This window comes from Rhodococcus sp. NPDC003318 (assembly GCF_042879035.1).
In the GTDB taxonomy this organism is placed as follows: domain Bacteria; phylum Actinomycetota; class Actinomycetes; order Mycobacteriales; family Mycobacteriaceae; genus Rhodococcus_G.
Window position 1 is genome coordinate 37,519 of record NZ_JBIAOU010000001.1, and the last position, 21,742, is coordinate 59,260.

General features: G+C 70.9%; 17 protein-coding genes. 4 read left to right on the top strand and 13 right to left on the bottom strand.

What is annotated here, in order from left to right:
* Positions 1–17: 17 nt before the first annotated feature.
* The 6 genes from ACFYVR_RS00200 to ACFYVR_RS00225 all read right to left on the bottom strand — a co-directional run bounded on the left by ACFYVR_RS00200 (position 18) and on the right by ACFYVR_RS00225 (position 7,344).
* The gene (locus tag ACFYVR_RS00200) at positions 18–914 is read right to left on the bottom strand and encodes a 3-methyladenine DNA glycosylase (protein WP_387468587.1); all 897 of its coding nucleotides are present in this window, start codon (positions 912–914) and stop codon (positions 18–20) included.
* Positions 911–1,999, bottom strand: coding sequence for a hemolysin family protein (locus ACFYVR_RS00205; protein WP_387468588.1), 1,089 nt, complete (start codon positions 1,997–1,999; stop codon positions 911–913). Before ACFYVR_RS00205 ends, ACFYVR_RS00200 begins: the two co-directional genes overlap by 4 nt.
* Positions 1,996–3,357 carry a hemolysin family protein gene (locus ACFYVR_RS00210; RefSeq protein ID WP_387468589.1) on the bottom strand — a complete coding sequence of 454 codons (1,362 nt, stop codon included), beginning with the start codon at positions 3,355–3,357 and terminating at the stop codon, positions 1,996–1,998. The genes ACFYVR_RS00205 and ACFYVR_RS00210 overlap by 4 nt, the downstream gene beginning before the upstream one ends.
* 353 nt (positions 3,358–3,710) lie before the next feature.
* Complete coding sequence (locus ACFYVR_RS00215) at positions 3,711–5,150, bottom strand: GuaB1 family IMP dehydrogenase-related protein (RefSeq protein WP_387468590.1); 1,440 nt, start codon at positions 5,148–5,150, stop codon at positions 3,711–3,713.
* Positions 5,151–5,153: 3 nt separating this feature from the next.
* Positions 5,154–6,035: a DMT family transporter gene (locus tag ACFYVR_RS00220; RefSeq protein WP_387468591.1), complete on the bottom strand. Its 882-nt coding sequence runs from the start codon at positions 6,033–6,035 to the stop codon at positions 5,154–5,156.
* Positions 6,036–6,039: 4 nt separating this feature from the next.
* A complete protein-coding gene (locus tag ACFYVR_RS00225) occupies positions 6,040–7,344 on the bottom strand; it encodes a DEAD/DEAH box helicase (RefSeq protein WP_387468592.1) in 1,305 nt (434 codons plus the stop codon).
* 161 nt (positions 7,345–7,505) lie between these two features.
* Here ACFYVR_RS00225 and ACFYVR_RS00230 point away from each other — a divergent pair, with 161 nt between their 5' ends.
* Positions 7,506–7,961 carry a DUF4262 domain-containing protein gene (locus ACFYVR_RS00230; RefSeq protein ID WP_387468593.1) on the top strand — a complete coding sequence of 152 codons (456 nt, stop codon included), beginning with the start codon at positions 7,506–7,508 and terminating at the stop codon, positions 7,959–7,961.
* Between the two features lie 50 nt (positions 7,962–8,011).
* Here the strand turns inward: ACFYVR_RS00230 and gndA are convergent, their stop codons facing one another.
* The 4 genes from gndA to ACFYVR_RS00250 all read right to left on the bottom strand — a co-directional run bounded on the left by gndA (position 8,012) and on the right by ACFYVR_RS00250 (position 13,390).
* Positions 8,012–9,463, bottom strand: a complete 1,452-nt coding sequence (gene gndA / locus ACFYVR_RS00235) for an NADP-dependent phosphogluconate dehydrogenase (RefSeq protein WP_387468594.1) — start codon at positions 9,461–9,463, stop codon at positions 8,012–8,014.
* A gap of 150 nt (positions 9,464–9,613) precedes the next feature.
* Positions 9,614–11,755, bottom strand: a complete 2,142-nt coding sequence (locus tag ACFYVR_RS00240) for a DEAD/DEAH box helicase (RefSeq protein WP_387468595.1) — start codon at positions 11,753–11,755, stop codon at positions 9,614–9,616.
* Between the two features lie 235 nt (positions 11,756–11,990).
* Positions 11,991–12,935 (bottom strand): M56 family metallopeptidase, encoded by a 945-nt coding sequence (locus ACFYVR_RS00245; protein WP_387468596.1) that lies wholly within the window; start codon positions 12,933–12,935, stop codon positions 11,991–11,993.
* 32 nt (positions 12,936–12,967) lie between these two features.
* Positions 12,968–13,390 carry a BlaI/MecI/CopY family transcriptional regulator gene (locus ACFYVR_RS00250; RefSeq protein WP_387468597.1) on the bottom strand — a complete coding sequence of 141 codons (423 nt, stop codon included), beginning with the start codon at positions 13,388–13,390 and terminating at the stop codon, positions 12,968–12,970.
* Positions 13,391–13,509: 119 nt separating this feature from the next.
* On the opposite strand from ACFYVR_RS00250, the gene ACFYVR_RS00255 reads away from it, so the two are divergent.
* On the top strand, positions 13,510–14,832 hold the full coding sequence (locus ACFYVR_RS00255) for an alpha/beta hydrolase (RefSeq protein WP_387468598.1): 1,323 nt from the start codon (positions 13,510–13,512) through the stop codon (positions 14,830–14,832).
* Positions 14,829–17,375, top strand: a complete 2,547-nt coding sequence (locus tag ACFYVR_RS00260; RefSeq protein WP_387468599.1) for a bifunctional lysylphosphatidylglycerol flippase/synthetase MprF — start codon at positions 14,829–14,831, stop codon at positions 17,373–17,375. The genes ACFYVR_RS00255 and ACFYVR_RS00260 overlap by 4 nt, the downstream gene beginning before the upstream one ends.
* Positions 17,376–17,389: 14 nt before the next feature.
* Here ACFYVR_RS00260 and ACFYVR_RS00265 read toward each other — a convergent pair whose 3' ends face one another.
* The 3 genes from ACFYVR_RS00265 to ACFYVR_RS00275 are packed head-to-tail and all read right to left on the bottom strand — an operon-like array spanning position 17,390 to position 20,801.
* Positions 17,390–18,271 carry an ABC transporter ATP-binding protein gene (locus tag ACFYVR_RS00265; RefSeq protein ID WP_387468600.1) on the bottom strand — a complete coding sequence of 294 codons (882 nt, stop codon included), beginning with the start codon at positions 18,269–18,271 and terminating at the stop codon, positions 17,390–17,392.
* Positions 18,268–19,320, bottom strand: a complete 1,053-nt coding sequence (locus ACFYVR_RS00270) for a FecCD family ABC transporter permease (RefSeq protein WP_387470244.1) — start codon at positions 19,318–19,320, stop codon at positions 18,268–18,270. Before ACFYVR_RS00270 ends, ACFYVR_RS00265 begins: the two co-directional genes overlap by 4 nt.
* A gap of 50 nt (positions 19,321–19,370) precedes the next feature.
* Positions 19,371–20,801: a FecCD family ABC transporter permease gene (locus tag ACFYVR_RS00275; protein ID WP_387468601.1), complete on the bottom strand. Its 1,431-nt coding sequence runs from the start codon at positions 20,799–20,801 to the stop codon at positions 19,371–19,373.
* A 145-nt stretch (positions 20,802–20,946) separates the two neighbouring features.
* Between ACFYVR_RS00275 and ACFYVR_RS00280 the strand changes: the two genes are divergently transcribed.
* On the top strand, positions 20,947–21,732 hold the full coding sequence (locus ACFYVR_RS00280) for a hypothetical protein (RefSeq protein WP_387468602.1): 786 nt from the start codon (positions 20,947–20,949) through the stop codon (positions 21,730–21,732).
* Positions 21,733–21,742: the final 10 nt, after the last annotated feature.

The window sequence follows — 21,742 nt, forward strand, 5'->3', positions numbered from 1 at the left end:
CAGATCCGCCGCCGCACTCAGGATTCGACCGCCAGCAGGACGCGGATCCTCCCGAGCAGCTCGGCCCGCAGCGGTGCGGCCCGGTCGGCGAGGGCGGACTGGGCGCGCACGTACTCTGCGCGGCCGGCGGGCGTCTCGATCGGCACCGGCGAACAGCCGAGCTCGCGCAGGTCGTACGGGCTCGCCCGCATGTCGAGTTCGCGGGCTGCCATCGCCAGTTCGAAACATCGCACCAGCAGATCCGAGTCGACCAGCGGCGTCAGCTTGTAACACCACTTGTACAGATCCATGCCCGCGTGCAGGCAGCCGGGTTGCTCGCGGCCCACCTGATCCTCACGCCGAAGTGGGGAGTCGTTGCGTCCGACCGCCTCCGGGGTGAAGAACCGGAACGCGTCGTAGTGGGTGCAGCGCAGGTTCATCGACTCGACGACCGCATCGGTGCCCGCCGGCCCGAGCCGCAGCGGGACACCCGAATGCCGGACGGCCTCCTCGCCGCCGCGGTACACCATCGCCCACTCGTGCAGACCGAAACACCCGAGCTGCGCCGGCCGGGACGCCGTCCCCGCCAGCAGCCGCTCGGTGAACTCGAGCATCGACCGGCGTCGCCCCACCAGGCCCGGGTCGGCGGTCACCCCGCCCGCCCATTCCACGTACCCGGAGTACGTGGCGTACTCGGCGGCCGCCGGTCCGGACAGCAGCACACCGAATCCGGGATGCCAGCGTCGCAGTTGCGCCGGCCGCAGGCTGTAGTAGGTGAACAGGAAGTCGACCACGGGGTGTTTCACCCCGCCGGCCTGGCGGTGCAGGTGCGGGCCGGTCAGCTCGTCGACCCGCGCCCGATGCGCCTCGCGGCGCCCGGTCCACTCGTCCTCCGCGAGAACGAGTGGACCGCCGTCGACACCGACCGCGCTCACGGCGTCTGCTGACCGGGGACCGCGTCGACGATCCGGTGCGTCCCGTCGCGGACCGTGCCGACGAACTCCTCCACCAGATCCTCGAGAGCGACGATCCCGAGCGTCCGGCCGTCCCCGTCGACCACCTCCCCGAGATGGCTGCTCGCCCGCCGCAACGCGGACAGTGCCTCGTCGAGCGGAGTCTGCACCTGCAGCCGCGGCAGCGACCGCACGTCACTGCGGGGCACCACGGTGTCCGGGCCCGCGGACTCGTCGAGGATCTCGTCGAGCACGTCCTTGAGGTGCAGGTACCCGGCCAGCGACCCGTCGGCCAGCGCCGCCGGGTACCGGGAGTACCCGGTCTCCGTCACCGCCTGTTCGATCGCACCCAGCGTCGTGCCCGCGTCGTCGAGGGGAACGGTCCGCACCTTGTCGAGGGGGATCACCACGTCGGACACGGTTCGGCCGGTCGTGTGCAACGCCTGGGTGAGCCGGCGGTGCTCCTCCTCGTCGATCAGACCCTCGGACCGGGACTCGCCGATCATCTCCGTCAACTCCAGCTCGGACACCGTGGTGTCGAGCTCGTCCCTCGGTTGCACCCGCAGCAGCCGCAGCGTCGAGTTCGCGGACCAGTTGTAGAAGGCGATGAGCGGTCTGGCCACCTTGATGAACCCGAGATGCGCCGGCACCAGCAGCATCGCGCACCGCTCCGGACCGGCGATGGCGATGTTCTTCGGAACCATCTCGCCGAGCAGGATGTGCAGGACCACGACCAGCGCCAACGCGACGGTGAACGCAATCGGGTGCAGCAGCTGGTCGGGGACACCGACCATGTCGAGCGGCTTCTCGATCAGATGCGCGATCGCCGGCTCGCCGACCCGGCCGAGCAGGATCGAGCAGATCGTGATCCCGAGCTGCGCGCCCGCCAGCATCAACGACAGGTGCTCGCCCGCGCCGATCACGGTCCGTGCCCGCTTCTTGCCCTGCCCCTCGAGCGCCTCGAGTCGGTCGCGGCGCGCCGAGATCAGCGCGAACTCGGCGGCGACGAAGAACGCGTTGCTCGCCAGCAGGAGGGCGGTGAGAACGACGCCGAACAGGTCACTCATCGTTCGGCCCCCTTGCGTGCGACGATCGTCTCGGCGGAAGCCGGAATCAGCACGACGCGGTCGATGCGGCGACCGTCCATCGCGGAAACCCGCGCGAGCCAACCCCCGTCGTCGTCGGAGCCGTCGGGATCGGGCAGCACCACCTCGTCACCGACGTCGGGTATCCGGCCGAGACGGGCGAGCACCAGCCCGCCGAGCGTCTCGTACTCGCCCTCGGGTGCGGCGTACCCGGTCGCCTGACGCACCTCGTCGATCCGGAGCAGACCGGCGCAGATCCATCCGTCGTCGGAGCGCTGCACATCGATCTCCGGATCGTCGTGTTCGTCACGGACGTCGCCGACGATCTCCTCGATCAGGTCCTCCATCGTCACCAGACCCGCCGTGCCGCCGTACTCGTCGACGACGATCGCGACCTGCATGCCGTCCGCACGGATCTGCTCGAGCAGCGCGTCGCCGTCGAGGCTGGACGGCACCACCGGCACCTTCTGCGCCAGCACCATCAGCTGCGTGGTCGCGCGTGCCGACGCCGGCACCGTGAACGCCTGCTTGACGTGCACCACGCCGACGGTGTCGTCGAGGTCACCGTCGACCACCGGGAACCGGGAGAACCCGGTGCGCGACGCGACCTCGATCAGGTCGGCGACCGTGTCGTGGAGTTCGAGGGTCTCGATCTTCACCCGCGGCGTCATGAGTTCCTCGGCGCTGCGTTCGCCGAACCGTAGCGACCGGTCCACCAGGAGCGCGGTACCGGGGTCGAGCGTGCCGCTGCGGGCACTGATCCGCACCAGCGATCCGAGTTCCTGCGGCGACCGAGCCGAACGCAGCTCCTCGGCAGGTTCGACACCGAGCCTGCGTACCACCCAGTTCGCGGATCCGTTGAGGCCGTTGATCGCCCAGCGGAACACGGTGGAGAACCAGGCCTGGGGCCCGGCCGTGGCGCGGGCGGTGCCGAGCGGGTGCGCGATCGCGAGATTCTTCGGGACCAGTTCACCGAACACCATCGACAGCGACGTCGCGATGATGAGCGCCAGCGCCAGCGAGATACCCGACGCCACCGATTCCGAGATGTTGACCGCCGTCAACACCGGCGTGATCAATTGCGCCAGAACAGGTTCGGCGATGTAGCCGGTGATGAGGGTGGTGATGGTGATGCCGAGCTGCGCACCGGACAACTGGAACGACAGGGTGCGATGCGCCCGCTGCACCTGCCGCGCGCGGCGGTCGCCGTCGCGCGCGTGCGCGTCGACGGTACTGCGTTCGAGTGCCGTGAGCGAGAACTCCGCGGCGACGAACAGGGCCGTGCCCGCGGTCAGGGCGAGGAACCCGAGCAAGCTGACGACGGTTATGGCGATCTGCATGGTCTATCGCCCCCGAGCGGGGGCCGGGGAGGGTCCGCCGGGTTTGTCACCCGGCTCGGTAGAGGAGCCCTCCGTCGTGGAACCGTCGTCGCCGGAATCGGCGTCGCGTACGAAAATGGGTGCCTCGGGCACCTTCGTCCTTTCTGTCGTGCCCGGGCGGTGGCGAATCGAAGATCGATCCCCCGCCCGACCCCGGGCGCACACTGTGTCGAGACGTCCATTCTACCGAGTCGACGCCGATCGGCCGCCCGGCACGCAGCCGACACGGTCCGGCCCTGTCACCAGCCCGCCGGCTGTGCTCCTTCACCAGCCCGCCGGTAGTGCTCCTTCACCAGCCCGCTGGTAGTGCACTTTCACCAGCCCGCTGGTAGTGGCCTTCCCTCGGCGAACCCGGCCGCCGACTGCACCCCGAGGACCGCCTTCTCGTGGAGCTCGTCGATCGTGCGGGCGCCGGCGTAGGTGCAGGTGCTGCGGACCCCGGAACAGATGTGGTCGATGAGGTCCTCGACACCCGGCCGGATCGGGTCCAGACGCATCCGGGAACTCGAGATGCCCTCCTCGAACAGGGCCTTGCGGGCACGGTCGAAGCCGCTGTCGGATGCGGTACGGGCGGCGACGGCGCGCTTGCTCGCCATCCCGAAACTCTCCTTGTACGCGTTGCCGTCCTGGTCGAAGCGCAGGTCGCCCGGAGACTCGTGGGTGCCGGCGAACCACGACCCGATCATCACGTTCGACGCGCCCGCCGCCAGCGCGAGCGCGACATCCCGCGGATGACGCACGCCGCCGTCCGCCCACACGTGGGCGCCGAGTTCGCGTGCGGCGTCGGCGCACTCCGCCACCGCGGAGAACTGTGGGCGGCCGACGCCGGTCATCATGCGCGTGGTGCACATCGCGCCCGGCCCGACACCGACCTTGACGATCGACGCACCCGCCGCCACCAGATCGCGTGTTCCGGCGGCGGAGACCACGTTGCCCGCCGCCAGCGGCACCCCGAGGTCGAGCGACGCGACCGCGGACAGCGCCTCGAGCATCCTCTCCTGGTGCCCGTGGGCGGTGTCCATCACGAGCACGTCGGCGCCGGCCTCGACGAGGGCCCGCGCCTTGGCTGCCACGTCCCCGTTGATGCCGACAGCTGCCGCGATCCGCAGCCGCCTGTCGGCGTCGAGTGCGGGTGTGTAGATCCCGGCCCGGATCGCGCCGGTGCGGGTGAGCACGCCCTCCAGACATCCGCGTTCGTCCACGATCACCGCGATCGGATCGTGGCGGGACTCGAGCAGATCGAACACCTCCCGCGCCGACGCGGACACCGGTGCGGTCGCGAAGTCGGTCACCGCGACCGCGCTCAGTCGGGTGAACCGGTCGACGTCCGCGCAGGCGTTCTCGGTCACCACCCCGACCGGACGTCGGTCGCCGTCGACGACCACCACCGCGCCGTGGGCGCGTTTCGGCAGAAGTGCCAGCGCATCGGAGACCGACGAATCGGGTCCGAGCGTCACCGGGGTGTCGGCGACCAGATGCCTGCTCTTGACGAAGGCGACCGTCTCGGAGACCGCGGTCGCCGGAACGTCCTGCGGGATCACGACGATGCCGCCGCGGCGCGCGACCGTCTCGGCCATCCGCTTTCCCGCCACCGCGGTCATGTTCGCGACCACGATGGGGATCGTGGTGCCCGATCCGTCGCGGGTGGCGAGATCGACGTCGAACCGGGACGCGACGTCGGTGCGGTTCGGCACCAGGAACACGTCGTCGTAGGTCAGGTCGTAGGGCGGGGTCTGTCCGTCGAGGAAGCGCACGATCTACGACGCTACCTGGTCCGACGTCGGAGTGCCCGGGCTCGACTGCGCCTGCGACCGGGACAGAGCGATCGTCGTCGCGATCATCACGACCACGGCGCCGGCGACCACCACGGCCCCGGCCGCGTCGACCCGCAATCGCTCTCCGAGCACGGCGAATCCGAGATACGCGGCGACCAGCGGCTCGCCGATCGTGACGGCGGGCAGCGAAGCCGCCAGCGACCCGGCCTGAAAGGCGCGTTGCTGAAGGTAGAAGCCGCCGGCGCCGACGGCGACCAACGCCCACACCTCCCACCGCGCGGGCACGGCGAGCGGATCCCGTCCGGCTTCGTCGAGGACCGGCTTCGTCAGCGCGACGGCGACACCGTACAGCGCACCGCACGCCGACCCGAGCAGCAGTGCCCGCGTGCCCGCCGGGACCCGGGTGAGGGCAACCGTGACGGCCGCCGCGCAGCCCCCGGCGACAACCACCAGCGGAATCGCCCAGTGCCGCAGGGTCGCCGCCGCCTGCCCCTCCGTCGGATTGCCGACCGTCAGGAACACCACCAGCGACAGCGCCAGCGCGACGGCCGTCACCCAGGTCCTCGCGGACATCCGGGTACCCGCGAACCGGGCCGACAGCGGCAACGCGAACAGCAACGTGCTCACGATGAGCGGCTGCACGACCAGGACCGAACCCAGACCGAGTGCGGCGGCCTGGAATACGTAGCCTCCGGCGTCGCCGCCGACGCCGACCCACCACCTCGGCGACCGGATCAACTCACCGATCAGGGCATCGCCCTCCTCGACCCCGGCGGCCGCCGACTGCTGTGCTACCGACCCGATCGCGAACAGCAACGCGCCGACGAGCGCACACGCGACGGAGAGCAGCGGCAGGTCGGTCACGGATTCAGCTTGCCCCGCCGCGCCGCCGTTGTCCCCGGGAACGCCCCGGATCGTTCGTGCGGACGCGCCCGCCACGCCCCGGAGTGCGACCCGGACGGTTCGCGGTCCGCTCCGCGGGTCGGGGCGGACCGTCGTCCGCGACCGGCACTCCGGCGGGTGGCCGGGCACCCGTGACCGCCGCCAGTGCGCGGTCGCCCGGACCGACGAGCACACCCTCCGGGTCGATACCCGCGCGCGTCAGCATCGCCGCGACCTCGTCCCGCTGCTCGTCGGTCACCAGGGTCACCACGGTTCCGGACGCTCCGGCGCGGGCCGTCCGGCCGGCGCGGTGCAGGTAGTCCTTCGGGTCGGCGGGTGGGTCGACGTGCACCACCAGCGACACGTCGTCCACGTGGATCCCGCGGGCCGCGACGTCCGTCGCCACCAGCACCGGTACCCGGCCCGACGTGAACGCCGAGAGTGCGTGCCCACGGAACGCCTGCGACTTCCCGCCGTGCAACGTCCCGGCCCGAACGCCGACCTGCGCGAGCTGGGCGACCAGCCGATCGACGCCGTGCTGGGTGCGGACGAACAGCAGGGTTCGGCCCTCGCGTGCGGCGATCTGCGCGACCACCGCCGCCTTGTCGGCGCGGTCCACGAACAGCACGTGGTGATCGGCCGGGGCGACGGGCGCGGCTGCGGACGCGGTCGCGTGCACGACCGGATCGTGCAGGTAGCGATCCACCAGTGCCTGCACGTCCTCGTCGAGCGTTGCCGAGAACAGCAGTCGCTGACCGCCCTTCGGCGTGCGGTCGAGGATGTCGGTCACCTGGGGCAGGAAGCCGATGTCGGCCAGGTGATCGGCCTCGTCGACCGCGGTGACGAGAACGTCGTCGAGGGACACCGCTGCCTGGTCGAGCAGGTCGATCAGCCGACCCGGCGTCGCGACCAGCAGATCCACACCGCGCGCGAGACGCTCGGCCTGGCGTTTCGTCGGAACCCCGCCGGTGGCGACCGCCATCCGCAAACCCAGGGCGAGCGCCGACTCGTCCAGGGCGCGTTCGATCTGGGCGCCGAGCTCCCGGGTCGGCGCGAGCACCAGTCCGCGCGGCCGCCTCGGTGCGCTGGCGCGGCCGGTGAGGCGCACGAGCATCGGCAGGCCGAACGCGAGCGTCTTCCCGGAACCGGTCGGGCCGCGGCCCAGGAGGTCACGTCCGGCCAGGATGTCGGGGATCACCAACGCCTGGATCGGGAACGGCTCGGTGATCTTCTCCCGCCTCAAGGACTGCGCCAGCGTCGCGGGCAGTCCGAGGTCGGCGAACGTGGGCATGGTGGCGGTACTCCTCGCGATCGGTGCAGGTCGAGGCTACCGCGTGGCACCGGCACGGCCCGCCCCGGCAAACGTGTCGGTGGGGTGGTGCACCATCGGCGCATCGAACACAGTTTCGAACACGGAGCGAGGGGGAGCGGATGTGTGAGATGTGTGACGGGATGTCGCCGCGCGAGATCCGGAGGGAGATGCGGCGGACGATCGCGCAGCACGGCTGGCTGCTGCAGTACGTCGCCTCGGCCATCGACGAGCAGGGAGTGCACCCGGCCTTCTGTTACTCGGTGGGCCTGACCGCGATCGGCCGCCCCGAGCTCGTCGTCACCGGCCGGTGCGCGGAGGAGTCGGCCATGCTGCTGAACGAACTCGGGTCGTGGATGAGGTGCGGGCACGATCTCGAACCCGGCGACAGGTACTCGGTCGCGGGGCTGGACGTGACCCTCGTCGCGGCGCGGGACTGCGAGTCGTGGCTGTTGCGTGCCGTGGACCTCTACGGACGCCACGTCCGGGCGTTGCAGGTGGTCTGGGCCGACTGCCGGGGACTGCTGCCCTGGGAGGGATCGAGCGACTCGACGATCGTGCAGCCACTACTCGGTCTGCCGCCGGGGGCGGGGGCGTGAGCGCGCGGTCCCGGGGTCGCGCTCCGGGACCGCGCTCGGGTGGTGCCCGCTCAGGCGTCGACCTCACTGCGGTCGCCGCTCCACAGGGTGTGGAACTTGCCGGGGCGGTCGGTGCGCTCGTAGGTGTGCGCACCGAAGAAGTCGCGCTGGCCCTGGGTGAGCGCGGCAGGCAGGCGCTCGGCGCGCAGCCCGTCGTAGTACGACAGCGACGACGAGAACGCGGGCACCGGGATGCCGAGCGACGTCGCGGTCACCACGACGCGACGCCAGGAGTCGACGGCGTTCTCGATCGCGTCCTTGAAGTAGGGCTCGACGATCAGCGACGTCAGGTCGGGGTTGGAGTCGTACGCCTCCTTGATCCGGTTCAGGAACCGGGCCCGGATGATGCAGCCGCCCCGCCAGATCGTCGCCATGTCGCCCGGCGTCAGGTCCCAGTCGTACTCGACACTGCCCGCCCGGATCTGGTCGAAGCCCTGCGCGTACGCGACGATCTTGGACGCGTACAGCGCGCGGCGGATGTCCTCGGTGAACTCTTCTGCGTCCGTCGGCTTCTCACCGAGAGTGCCCGAGGCGAGGCCCTTCGCGGCGGCGCGCTGCGCGCGCGAACCCGACAGCGCCCGCGCGAACACGGCCTCGGCGATACCGGTGACCGGCACTCCCAGGTCGAGCGCCGACTTGACCGTCCAGCGCCCGGTGCCCTTCTGCTCGGCCGCATCGACGATGACGTCGACCAGCGGCTGACCGGTCTTCGCATCCACCTGCGAGAGCACCTCCGCGGTGATCTCGATCAGGTACGACTCCAACTCGCCGGTGTTCCACTCCGCGAACACCTTCGCGACCTGGCCGGCGTCGTAGCCGAGCGCGTCACGGAACAGGTGGTACGCCTCGCCGATCAGCTGCATGTCGGCGTACTCGATGCCGTTGTGCACCATCTTCACGAAGTGGCCCGCGCCGTCCGGCCCGATGTGGGTGCAGCACGGGGTGCCGTCGACGACGGCGGCGATCGACTCCAGCAGCGGACCGAGGGATTCGTACGACTCCTTCGGGCCACCGGGCATGATCGACGGGCCGTTCAGCGCGCCCTCCTCGCCGCCCGAGATGCCGGCGCCGACGAAGTGCAGTCCACGCTCACGCAGCGACGCCTCACGGCGAATCGTGTCCGTGTACAACGCGTTTCCGCCGTCGATGATGATGTCGCCGGGCTCCATCGCCGACGCCAGCTCCTCGATCACCGCGTCGGTCGCCTCACCGGCCTTGACCATGATCAGCACCCGGCGCGGACGCTCGAGCGCGGCGACGAACTCCTCGACGGTCTCGGTGCGGACGAAGTCGCCCTCGCTGCCGTGCTCGGCGATCAACGCGTCGGTCTTGGCGATGCTGCGGTTGTGCAGGGCCACCGTGTGTCCGTGGCGGGCGAAGTTGCGGGCGATGTTCGAGCCCATCACGGCGAGTCCGGTGACGCCGATCTGAGCACGCGCGGGCGAGGAGGTGTTGTCGGTCATGGCCTACAGCTTTCCCTGCCCCGCACCCGAGCGAAACTCCAGGGTCTCGCAACTTGGGACGGGGCGGAATCCGCGCGGTGCGGCCGAGACGACGATGCCGCCACCCGCGGCGCGGGTGGCGGCATCGTCGGAGCTGGAACCGGTCAGCGGTCAGCGGTCCCGGTGGGGTCCGTCGAAACCGTCGTAGGAGCGGCGCTCAGTGCGGCTGCGAAAGCCCCCGGACGTGCCGGTGCGCTCACTGCGCTGGGGCCGATCCCCGTACGGTCGGTCCCCGCCGCGCTGGGGCCGATCTCCGTACGGTCGGTCGCCGCTGCGCTGGTAGCCGCCGTCGCGCTGCGGGCGCTCGCTGCGGTAGTTGTCCCGCTGCGGGCGGTCACCGTAGGACCGTTCGCCGTAGGAGCGGTCGCTGCTGCGCTGGTAGCCACCCTCGCTGCGCTGCGGGCGGTCGGACCGGTTGTCCCGCTGCGGCCGGTCTCCGTACGGTCGGTCGCTGCTGCGCTGGTAGCCACCCTCGCTGCGCTGCGGGCGGTCGGACCGGTTGTCCCGCTGCGGGCGGTCGGACCGGTTGTCCCGCTGCGGCCGGTCTCCGTACGGCCGGTCGCTGCTGCGCTGGTAGCCGCCGTCGCGCTGGGGCCGGTCGCCGTAGGAACGGTCTCCGCTGCGCTGGGGACGCTCGTTGCGCTGGTACCCGCCGTCCCGCTGGGGCCGGTCGCCGTACGACGGACGGTCCCCGCCGCGCTGGTATCCGTTGTCGCGCTGGGGCCGGTCGCCATAGGAGCGGTCGCCGCGCTGGTAGCCGCCGTCCCGCTGAGGGCGCTCGCTACGGTGGTTGTCTCGCTGCGGACGGTCGCCGTACGACGGACGGTCCCCGCCGCGCTGGTATCCGTTGTCGCGCTGGTATCCGTTGTCGCGCTGCGGACGGTCGCCGTAGGAGCGATCGCTGCTGCGCTGGTAGCCGCCGTCGCGGCGCGGGCGGTCGAATCCGTCCCGGCGCGGCCGATCGCCGTAGGAGCGCTCCGGGCGATCGGAGCGCTCGCGACGTTCGCGCACCGGCTCACCGCTCGGGGTGCGGGCACCGGTGATGGCGGTGAGTTCCTCGGAGCCGGGCCGGGCCTCGACATCGGTCGCGTCGACACCGGCGGTGCCGATCAACCGGCGCACCATCCGGCGCTGGTTCGGCAGCACGATCGACACGACGGTGCCCCGCTCGCCGGCGCGGGCGGTCCGGCCGGCGCGGTGCAGGTAGTCCTTGTGGTCGGCGGGCGGATCCACGTGCACGACGAGGTCGATGCCGTCGACGTGGATGCCGCGGGCGGCGACGTCGGTGGCGACGAGCACCGGCGTACGGCCGGTCTTGAACCGTTCGAGCACCCGGGTGCGCTGGTTCTGGGCCTTGCCGCCGTGCAGGGCCTCGGCGACGACACCCACCTCACGGAGGCGTTCGGTGATGCCCTCGGCGCCGAGCTTGGTGCGCGCGAACATGATCGTGCGGCCGCCCTGGCGGGATCCGATCTCGGCGAGCACGGAATCTTTCTGGCCGCGGTCGACGAGAAGAAGGAAGTGGTCCATCGTGTCGACGCTCGCGCGGCCGTCTTCGGTGGCGTGCAGGGCGTGGTCGGGCAGGAAGCGTCGGACCAGCGACTGCACCTCGCGGTCGAGGGTCGCGGAGAACAGCAGCCGCTGTCCGTCGGGGCGCGTCTGCTCGAGGATGGACCGGACCTCGGGCAGGAAGCCCATGTCGGCCATCTGGTCGGCCTCGTCGAGCGCCGTCATCTCGACCTCGTCGAGGATGCAGGTCTCCTGACGGAGGTGGTCGCCGAGGCGGCCGGGAGTTGCGACGAGGATGTCGACACCACGGGCGAGCTGTTCGACCTGCTTGGTGAACACCATGCCGCCGACGGCCGAACGGACCCGCAGCCCGACCGACGACGCGTACGGGAACAGCGAGTCGACGACCTGGACGGCGAGTTCGCGGGTCGGCACCAGCACGAGGGCACGGGGCCGCTTGGGGGCGGGACGGTCGGCGCGGTCGGCGAGGCGGGCGAGCATCGGCAATCCGAACGCGAGGGTCTTGCCGGAGCCGGTCTGGGCGCGGCCCAGGACGTTCCGGCCGGCGATCGCGTCCGGAATCGACATCGCCTGAATGGGAGACGGCACTGTGATGCCGTCGCGGGCGAGTGCCGCGACGACGGGCGCGGGCAGGCCGATCTCGGCGAAGGTGGTCTGAATTTCGGGGGCGTCGAGCTGAGCGTCCTGATCGTGGGCAGCAGCAGACTGGGCAGCGTTGGTCACGCGGAATTACCTCTCCGGGCGTCTGGGCGCGTCGCGGAGAGCGGGGCTGTGAACAGTCGCGCAGAAGAGACGAGCCGGGCACGTGCCGCCCCGGTCGGGGGCGTGAATGTGCCGAAAATGTGGGTGTCGATCGAAATGGGCCGGGAAGGCGGCCGTTGTCCAGTGTACGGGACACCGGTGTGGTTCTCTCGCCGAGCCGCGTGTGATGCGTGCGGCACCGGCGCTGCCGGCGCGGTTAGGTCGCGAACAGGCGCTGCAGCTCGACCAGCCACGGCACCGCGACCGCGATCGTCGGGACCACGAGGATCGTGACCGACGCGAGGTAGGCGGCGAGGGCGACCGGCACGTTCGTACCGGTATGGGCGAGCCGCTGGATCCGGGTCAGCGTGTGCGGGCCGCCCGCGGCCAGCGCGCCCACCGGTGCGCTCGATCCGGCGCACGTGACGAGTGCGCGGGCGAGGGGGGTCGGCCCGGTCACCTTGACCGCGGAGTCGTCGGCGAGAAGTTCGACGAGCAGCTGCACGGACCCGAGTGCGGACCTGCTCCGGACGAATTTCGGAAACGCCTCGTTGACGGCGGTGAACGCCTCGATCACCAGATCGTGCCGCGATCGCAGGTGCGAGCGTTCGTGCATCAGGATCGCGGTGATCTCGTCGCGCCCGAGGGTGTCGAGCGTGCCCGCGCTGACCACGACGCGGTGACGCAGCCCGGGCAGGCAGTACGCGATCGGTTCGGCGGCGTCGAGGACGCGCAGGTTCGAGCCGCGACTGCGGTGCGGTTCGCCGCGGTCGAGCAGGTCGACCAGCATCCGGTGTCGCGATCGCCGCCGGCGGGTACGCACGGCGACGGACGCGATCGAGAAGATCAGTTTCGCCCCGATCAGCAGGGTCAGCGCGAAGACCACGACGTACGCGACCCACAGGGGCAGTCCGAGCGCGTCGATCTCCTCGAGGGGTGCGGTCGTCGGCCGCCCGTCCGGACCGGGCACCAGCAGTTCCGCGGCGATGGCCAGCCCCGAGCTGAACGCCGACAGCACCGCCGCGATCGCGACCGCCTGCCACAGCACGAGTGCTGCGCCGGGCGCGCGAGAGGGCCAGCTGGCGCGCGCGAGCAGCGCGGGCACAGGGCCGGCGAGAAGCAGGGCCATCACTGCGAAGGCCAGTGCGGTGGTCGGGTTCATGGCCTACCCATCATGCACGATGACGGGCACGGTCAGCTCGCGCGATCGTTACCGGTGTCGATGCTGCGCAGGTGGCGCTTGTTCGCGTCGGACTCCTCGAGTGCGTTCAACGCCTCACGCAGCGCGGCGGCCTCGTCCGCGCCCACCTTGCCGACGAAGTGCACGAGCGCTGCGACACGGCCGTCGGACGCGTGGGCCTGGTCGAGGGCGTCGAACATCAACGATGCGACGAGTTCGTCGCGTCCCTGCACCGGAAGGTAGCGGTGCGCGCGGTCGTCACGTTGCTGGATCACCAGGTTCTTCTTCGCCAGCCGCTGAAGCACGGTCATGACCGTGGTGTACGCAAGCTCACGCCGCGCCGCGAGGGCCTCGTGGACCTGACGGACGGTCTGGGGTTCGGAACTGGACCACAGGTGGTCCATCACTGCTCGCTCGAGCTCGCCAAGTCCTGCCATGGGTACATCCTACGTACTGTCCGACAGTCGTGCGTACTACCTGCAGTAGTAACGCGACAGGTGTATTGAATGTGGGGTCGTCCGGAGTGCGGCGGCGCTGTCGACGGAGAGGTCACCGCGTGGACTGGTTGTACGACGTGCGGTTGCTGTCGGGGCCCGTGCCGTGGGTGGTGACGGCCCTCGCGGTCCTCGGTGTGCTGTGGCTGGTGCTCGCGCCCACCGCGCACACCGCCCGCCACCTGCGCCGGACCGTCCCGATCTGCGCGGTGGTGGCCATCGTGCTCACCGCCGCCGCCTGGATCGGGGTCGAGAAGTGGTGGCGCCCGTTCCCCGATCCCGTCGAGACGTCGGTGTACGTGTGGATCGGGTGCGCCGTGTTCGCGATCGCGCTCGCGGTGGGCCGGCTGATCACCGACCGGCGCGTGCGCCGCGGCCTGGCCACGGTGCTGTCCGCCCTCGCCGTCGTCGCGGCGTCCGCCGTCCACGTCAACCTGGTCTTCGACGCGTACCCGACCGTCCGCGACGCGCTGGGACTGCCCGCCGCGAACGCGCTCGCCTTCTCCGCCGTCCCGGCCCCGGTCGCGGATCCGGTCGCGGATCCGGTCGAAGGTAGCCCGCTGGACTCCGTGTGGACCCCGCCGGCGGACGTTCCCGACTCGGGGCGGGTGGTGACGGTGGCGATCCCGGGTGCCGTCTCCGGGTTCGCCGCGCGCGACGCCGAGATCTACCTCCCGCCCGCCTACTTCGCCGACCCCAGACCGCTGCTGCCGGTGCTGGTGCTGCTCGCGGGGCAGCCCGGAAGCCCGGGCGACTGGTTCGCCGGCGGGCGGCTCGCGCAGACCATGGACGCCTTCGCCGCCCAGCACGACGGCCTGGCCCCGATCGTCGTCGTCGCCGACGGGACCGGCTCCACACTGGCCAACCCCCTGTGCCTGGACTCGAAACTCGGCAACGTCGACACCTACCTCGCCACCGACGTCCCCGCATGGGTGAAGGCGAACCTGCAGGTCGACCCCGATCCGCGGGCGTGGGCCGTCGGCGGCCTGTCGTACGGCGGGACGTGCTCGCTGCAACTGGCCACCAACCACCCCGACGTGTACCCGACGTTCCTGGACCTGTCCGGACAACTCGAACCGACCCTCGGCGACCGGCAGCGGACCGTCGACGCGGCGTTCGGCGGCGACGACGCGGCGTTCACCGCGGTCAATCCGATGGATCTGATGGCGGCCCGCGCGTTCCCCGGCACCGCGGGGGTCTTCGTTGTCGGGTCCGACGACCACGACTACGCGCCGGGCGCGCACACTCTCTACGATGCCGCACGTCAGGCGGGAATGGACGTGCGGCTGGTCGAGATCCCCGGCGGGCACAGTTTTGCGGTGTGGTCGGCCGGTCTCGAACGGGAACTCGGCTGGCTGTCGAAGAGATTGGGGTTGACGTCGTGACGTCAGCGTTGGCCACGCTGAGCAGACAGTCCAGGCGTCTCGCCGGACTCGTCCGGTTCGGGGCGTCCGGGGCGCCGGTGAGTATCTGCCTGCTCGTCCTGCTGTGGGTCCTCGGGGCCGCCACCGGCAATCTCGGCCGCGGCGCCGGACGATCCGTCACGCACCAGTTCGCGGCCGGGATCATGGCGTTCGAGCACGGCCGGATCTGGACTGCCGTGACGTCCGGCCTGTGGGCGCAGGGACTGGCCGGGTACCTCCTCGCGACGGCGGCGATCCTGCTGATCGCCGCACCCATCGAACACCGCATCGGTTCGGGCCGGTTCGCGGTTGCCGCCCTCACCACACAGGTGTTCGGCACCCTGGTCGCGCTCGCACTGTGCGAAGTGGTCAAGCTGGTCGACGGCGGCTGGGGGTTCCGACTGCACGTGGGCTTCTCGGTCAGCCCGACCCCCTGGATCGTGGGTGTCGCGATGGTCGCCAGCTCCTCGATGACCACGCTGTGGCGGCGGCGTCTGCGGGTCGGGCTGCTGGCGCTGCTGATCACCCTCGCCCTGTTCGGAGGGCACCTGCTGGACCTGGTGCGACTGTCGTCTGCGGTGGTCGGGCTGGTACTCGGACCCGTGATCGTCGGCCGGTCCGCCCGTGGACAGCGGCTCGCGGGCACCCAGCGCGAGGGTAGGGTCCTGGTCGCGCTCGTGGTCGCGGCCAGCGCGCTGGGTCCGGCGCTCGCCGCACTGTCCCCGAACGCCGTGGGTCCGCTGGCCGTGTTGCGCGACCTCTTCCGCGGGGTCGAGTGGACACCGGCCGAGGTGCGGGACCTGTGCGTGCAGTCCCGCACCGGCGAGGACTGCCGACGCGGGCTGCTGGGACTGCGGCTCGGCGGTGTCGGGCCGACCATCCTGAGTCTGATGCCGTCGATCCTGCTGTTGGTGCTCGCAGACGGGTTGCGCCGCGGTCGCCGCTTCGCGTGGATCGCGGTGGTCTGCGCGCAGGGTGTGCTGCTGGCGCTGTCGCTGCTGAACTTCGCGGTCCGCTACGTCGGGTTCGTGGAGGGCGATTCGCTGTTCTACGGGCTCGACTCGCCGACCGTGTACCGGACGCTGGCGCCGTTCCTGACGCCACTGGCGGTCCTCGTCCTGCTCGTGGTGACCCGACGGTTCTTCACCGTCTCCGCGCCGCACGGCACCTACCGACGGTGGTGGCTGCGGCTGGCGGGGGTCGCGGGTGCACTCGGCGTCGCCTACGTCGCACTCGGCATGATCGCTCGCAGCGGGTTCGACCGGGTTCCGTCCGTGCCCGCCCTGCTCGCCGACTATCCGCAGCGGTTGGTGCCGCCCGTGTACCTGCAGTGGCTCGACCCCCGGTTCCTACCGGACGACGCGGTCACCACCCTGCTGTACGAGTGGACCGGTGTGGTGCTGTGGGTCGCGGTCTGCGTCGCGGTCGCCGCGACGTTCTTCGCCCCCGCCTACGGTGCGGCCACCGACGACACCGAACGAGCCAGGCGCCTGCTGATCTCGGGCACCGGCGGACCCCTGTCGTGGATGACCACCTGGCGGGGCAACCGGTACTGGTTCGCACCGGACGGCCGCGGGTACGTCGCCTATCGGGTGATCGCCGGTGTCGCCCTGACCACCGGCGACCCGGTCGGGCCACCGCAGGCGCTGCGCGACAACGTCACCGGGTTCGCCGACTTCGCCACCGGCAACGGCTGGATCCCCTGCTTCTACTCGGTGACGGCCGAACTGCGCGCGGTCACGGACTCGATCGGCTGGGCCGGATTCCAGGTGGCCGAGGAGACGGTGCTGCACCTCGACCAGCTCGAGTTCAAGGGCAAGAAGTTCCAGGACGTCCGCACCGCGCTGAACCGGGCCTCGAAATCGGGTGTGCGTGCCGAGTGGATCAGCTTCCCGGATGCGCCACTGGCCCTGACCGACCAGATCACGGCGATCTCGGAGGAATGGGTCGCGGACAAGGGCATGCCGGAGATGGGATTCACCCTCGGCGGGCTCGACGAGATCGACGACCCGCGGGTGCGTTGCCTGATCGCCGTCGACGCGGAGCGGACCGTGCACGGCGTCACCTCGTGGATGCCGGTGTACCGCGACGGCCGCGTCGTCGGCTGGACCCTCGACTTCATGCGTCGCCGCGCGGAGGGTTTCCGACCTGCCATGGAGTTCCTGATCGCGTCGGCCGCGCTGTCACTGAAGGAGGAGGGCGCCGAGTTCGTCAGCCTGTCCGGGGCGCCGCTCGCGAAGGTCACCGAGGCGGACGGTTCCGCTCCCACCGCCGACCAGAGCACACTCGCCGCGGTCATGGACACGGTCCTCGACGTCCTCGGACGCACCCTCGAACCGGTCTACGGGTTCCGTTCGCTGCTCGCGTTCAAGGCGAAGTTCCAACCGGACTACGTACCCATGTACATGGTGTTCGCCGACCCCGCGGCCCTGCCGAGCATCGGCAACGCCGTCGGCCGCGCCTACCTGCCCGGGGTGTCCCTCGGGCAGGGGCTGCGGCTGGTCCGCACGATGTTCCGAAGCTGACCAGCGGTACGCCTCTAGTTGTGCGGAATGTCGAGCGGATGGTCGGGTCCGCCGACAGAGCCGTACACGTGCCGGGTGCCGACCGGCACGATGAGGGGCCGATCCGACACCGGGTCGTCGATCACGCGTGCTTCGAGCCCGAACACGTCGAGCAGCAACTCCGGCGAGATCACCTCGGACGGCGTGCCCTGCGCGACGAGCGAACCCTGCGACATCACGACCAGCCGATCGCTGTAGCGGATCGCGAGGTTCAGGTCGTGCAGCACCATGACGACCGTGCGCCCGAGCTCGGAGTGCAGACGGTCGACGAGGTCGAGTACCTCCACCGAGTGCGCGAGGTCGAGGTAGGTCGTGGGCTCGTCGAGCAGCAGGATGTCGGTGCCCTGCGCGAGCGCCATCGAGATCCAGGCCCGCTGCCGCTGACCACCGGAGAGCTGCTCGACGGGCCGGTCGGCGAGATCGGACACCCCGGTCAGGGCCAGTGCCTTCGCGACCTCGCCCTCGTCGTCGGACGACCACTGCCGCAGCCACGACTGGTGTGGGTGACGACCTCGGGAGACCAGGTCGCCGACGGTCAGGCCCTCGGGCGCGGTCGGCGCCTGCGGCAGCATGCCGAGGGTCCGCGCGACGTCCTTGGTCCGCATCGACGAGATGGCCTTGCCGTCGAGCAGCACCTGACCGCTGCGCGGCTTGAGCAGCCGCCCGAGAGAACGGAGCAGGGTGGACTTGCCGCAGCCGTTGGGCCCGATGATGGTGGTGACCAGCCCGGTCGGGACCTCGAGGTCGAGCCCGTCGATGATCAGCCGGTCGCCGTAGCCCACGACGAGCGATTCGGCGGTGAGCCGCGGGCTCGGGTCGAGCCGTTCGGGGGCATCTGCAGCATGCGGGGCGCTCATGCGGTCACCTTCCGATTGTTGCGAATGAGCAGGTAGATCAGGAACGGACCGCCGAGCGCCGAGGTGACGACGCCGACAGGCAGTTCGACGGGGAGCATGGTGCGGCCGATGATGTCGCTGCCGAGCACCAGGATGGCCCCCATCAGTCCGGACGCGATGATCGGCGGCCCCGGCGTGCGGAGCAGTCGCAGGGCCAGCTGCGGAGCGGCGAGGGCGACGAAGCCGATCGGGCCGACCGCGGCGGTCGCGATGGCCGCGAGCCCGACCGCGGCGAGCAGCAGCACCGCCTGTCCGGTCTGCAGCCGCACGCCGAGGGCGCGGGCGTTGTCGTCGCCGAGCCGCAACACGCCGAGCGTGAACGATGCGATCACGGCGGCGGTACCGACAACGGCGACACCGATCGCGACGGGCCACACCTGTGCCCAGTCGCTGCCGTTGAGGGAGCCGTTGAGCCACACCTGCGCGCGCGCGACGTCGTTGATGTCGGCCGAGATCAGCAGCCACTGGATGAGCGCGACGAGCATCGCGTTGGCGCCGATCCCGATGAGGACGATGCGGTAACCCTGGACGCCGCCACGCCAGGCGAGCAGGTAGATCACCAGGGCGGTGACGATGCCGCCGACGAGCGCGGCGAGGGGGATGCCGAGCGCGGCCAGTGCACCCACGAACGCGCCACCGCCGCCGACCACGATCAGCGTCACCGCGGCGGCGCTCGCGCCCGCGGTGATGCCGAGGATGTCGGGGCTGGCCAGAGGGTTGCGCAGGATCGACTGGGTGATCGCGCCCGCGATACCGAGCGCGACGCCCGTCAGCAGCGCGGTCAGCCCGCGAGGCAGGCGCAGATCCATCACGATGAAGCGCTCGACCTTGGTGCCACCACCGAAGAGGATCTCCGCGACGGTCGGGATGGGAACGGGGAATTCGCCGCGACCGATGTTGATGCACAGCAGCAGGAAGGCGGCGGCGAGCAGCAGGACCGTGATGGTGGCCATCGTGGTCCGGCGGACGAGGGAGATGCGGCCGACCCGGAACGCGGGCCTACCCGGCACGGTGGTCGGCAGTGCCCCGGCGTCGGTGAGGGAATTGCGTTCGAGGGTGCTCACAGCGACACCAGCTTCCTGCGCCGCACTAGCGCGATGAAGAACGGCGCACCGAACACTGCGAGCACGATGCCGACCTGGAGTTCGCCGGGGCGGACCACCACGCGACCGATGACGTCGGCGAGCAGGACCATGATCGCGCCGAGCAGGCCGGCGTAGGGGACCAGCCAGCGGTAGTCGGGGCCGGTGATGAACCGCGCCACGTGCGGAACGACGAGACCGACGAAGGCGATCGGTCCGCAGGCGGCGGTCGCGGCGCCGGTGAGCAGTGTTATCGCGGCGATGCCGACGGCACGGGTGAGCGCGACGTTGGTGCCCAGTCCGCGGGCGACGTCGTCTCCCAGGCTGATCACGTTCAGCGCCGGGGTGCCGGCGACGGCGATCACGACACCGAGGACGATGAACGGCAACACCTGCCACAGCACTTCGGGTCCACGGCCGGCGACCGAGCCGACGACCCAGAACCGGTAGCCGTCGAGGCTGGTCTGGTCGAGGAGGATGACGGTCTGGGTCATCGCCTGGAGGAACATCGCGACCGCGGCGCCGGCGAGCGCGAGGCTGAGCGGACTCGACCCCCCGTTGCCGATCGACGACACACCGAAGACCACGATGCTCGCGGCGAGGGATCCGGCGAAGGCGAACCACAGGTACTGGCTCGGCGTGGTGAACCCGAGGAAGTAGATCGACAGGACCACGAAGAGCGCGGCGCCGGCATTGAGCCCGAGCAGCCCGGCGTCGGCGAGCGGGTTGCGGGTGTGGCCCTGGATCAGGGCACCCGCGATGCCCAACGCGACGCCGACCGCGACGGCGAGTGCCGTGCGCGGAATCCGCAGGGTGCGCACGACGAGGTCGGTGTCGGTGCCCGTGGACTGGAACAGCGCGTGGAAGATCTCGCCGAAGTCCATGGGGCGGGCGCCGACCGCGACGCTCGCGACGACCGTCGCGAGGAGGATCAGGAGCAGGACGGCGAGCCCGATCAGTCGCCGCTTGCGGAGGGTGGGGATCGAGTTGTCCGCGGGGAGAGGACGAAAGCCCTCGTCGACGGCGGTGGCGTACCGCACGACCTCGGTGCCGCTGCGGGGCAGCAGTGCCCGACGGGTGCCGAGTGGCCCTCCGGTGGTGGCGTCGCGGGTGATCAGGCCGAGCCAGTTCTTGCCGACGCCGGCCCCCGTGGTGCCTTCGCGCACGCCACGGTTCCAGACCAGGAGAGTGGCCGCGACGACCACGGCGACCACGCCGAAGACGATCCGGTCCATCTGGCCGCCGCCGTTGTCGTCGCGCAGGGAGTCGACGATGTACCAGCCGATCACCAGCGGCACGGCGACGAGGGCGACGTCGACGACGGCCGCGACGGCGCGCAGGCCACGTGGGGCGGGCCCGCGGGGAATCTCCCGGACCGCGTAGTCCACGTCGCCGGGGGTGATGGTCACGAGCACGCTCCTGCGTCGGATGAGGCGAACGGTCTCCAGGTTACGTAACCCTATCCAAACCCGGAATGCCGCCTCCCTGTTTCGGGCCGCTTGTGGTTAGGCTAACCTATGTTTGATCTTGCATCGGATGACGAAGGAGTGAGAAGTGTCGACGATCCCCGTGCTCCCGCGCGTAGAACTCGCTGTGCCCCTGCGAGGTTCGGCACTCTCGGAGTCCTGTATCCGGCTGCGCGCGATCCACCCGGACTACCCGCGCGTCTACGCGGTCGCCCAGATGGTCGAGCAGCCCAAGCGGCGCTGGTGGGCGCTTGCTCAGGGCATCCGTGGCGACCGGCTCGAGCGCATGCTCACCCGGTGCCTCGAGGACATCCCCGACCGTGAGGCGGCGGCCATCTCGGTCGCGTCGGCGTTGATCCACGCCGTCGTCGGCCGGGTGGCGGCGCTGGTGGTGCTCGAGGGGCGCGCGTGGGACGCCGGGTTGGACAACCTCTCGATCCACATGGACAGCGACGGATGCATCGACTGGGTCGGCGTCTGGAACCCGACGGTGCGTGTGCTGCCCGGCGACCATTGGGGCGGATCCGACGGGGTGGTGATCCTGCCCTGCGAGCGGGCCCTGTCCATGTGGACCGCATGCCGGTGCCGGACCTCGCTGACCGCGGTCTTCGACGCGCTCGACGGGCTCGTCCCGTTGGATCGCTCGGTGCTGTGGGCGATGGTCGGCGAGGCGGTGCTCGGCGCCGCGACGTTGGTTCCGACGCGCGGTGGGGTCGCCGCCTCGGTCGCGTACCGCCGCGGTCAGGCTCTGCTCGACGCGTTCGAGACCTCCGGGATGCCGGTGCGGGCCCGGGCGGGGCGCCCGGCGCTGCGTCGTCCGGTCGGTCGGGACACGGTTCGTGTCACCGCACCCCTCCAAGCCCTTGCAAGTTAGGAAAGCCTTC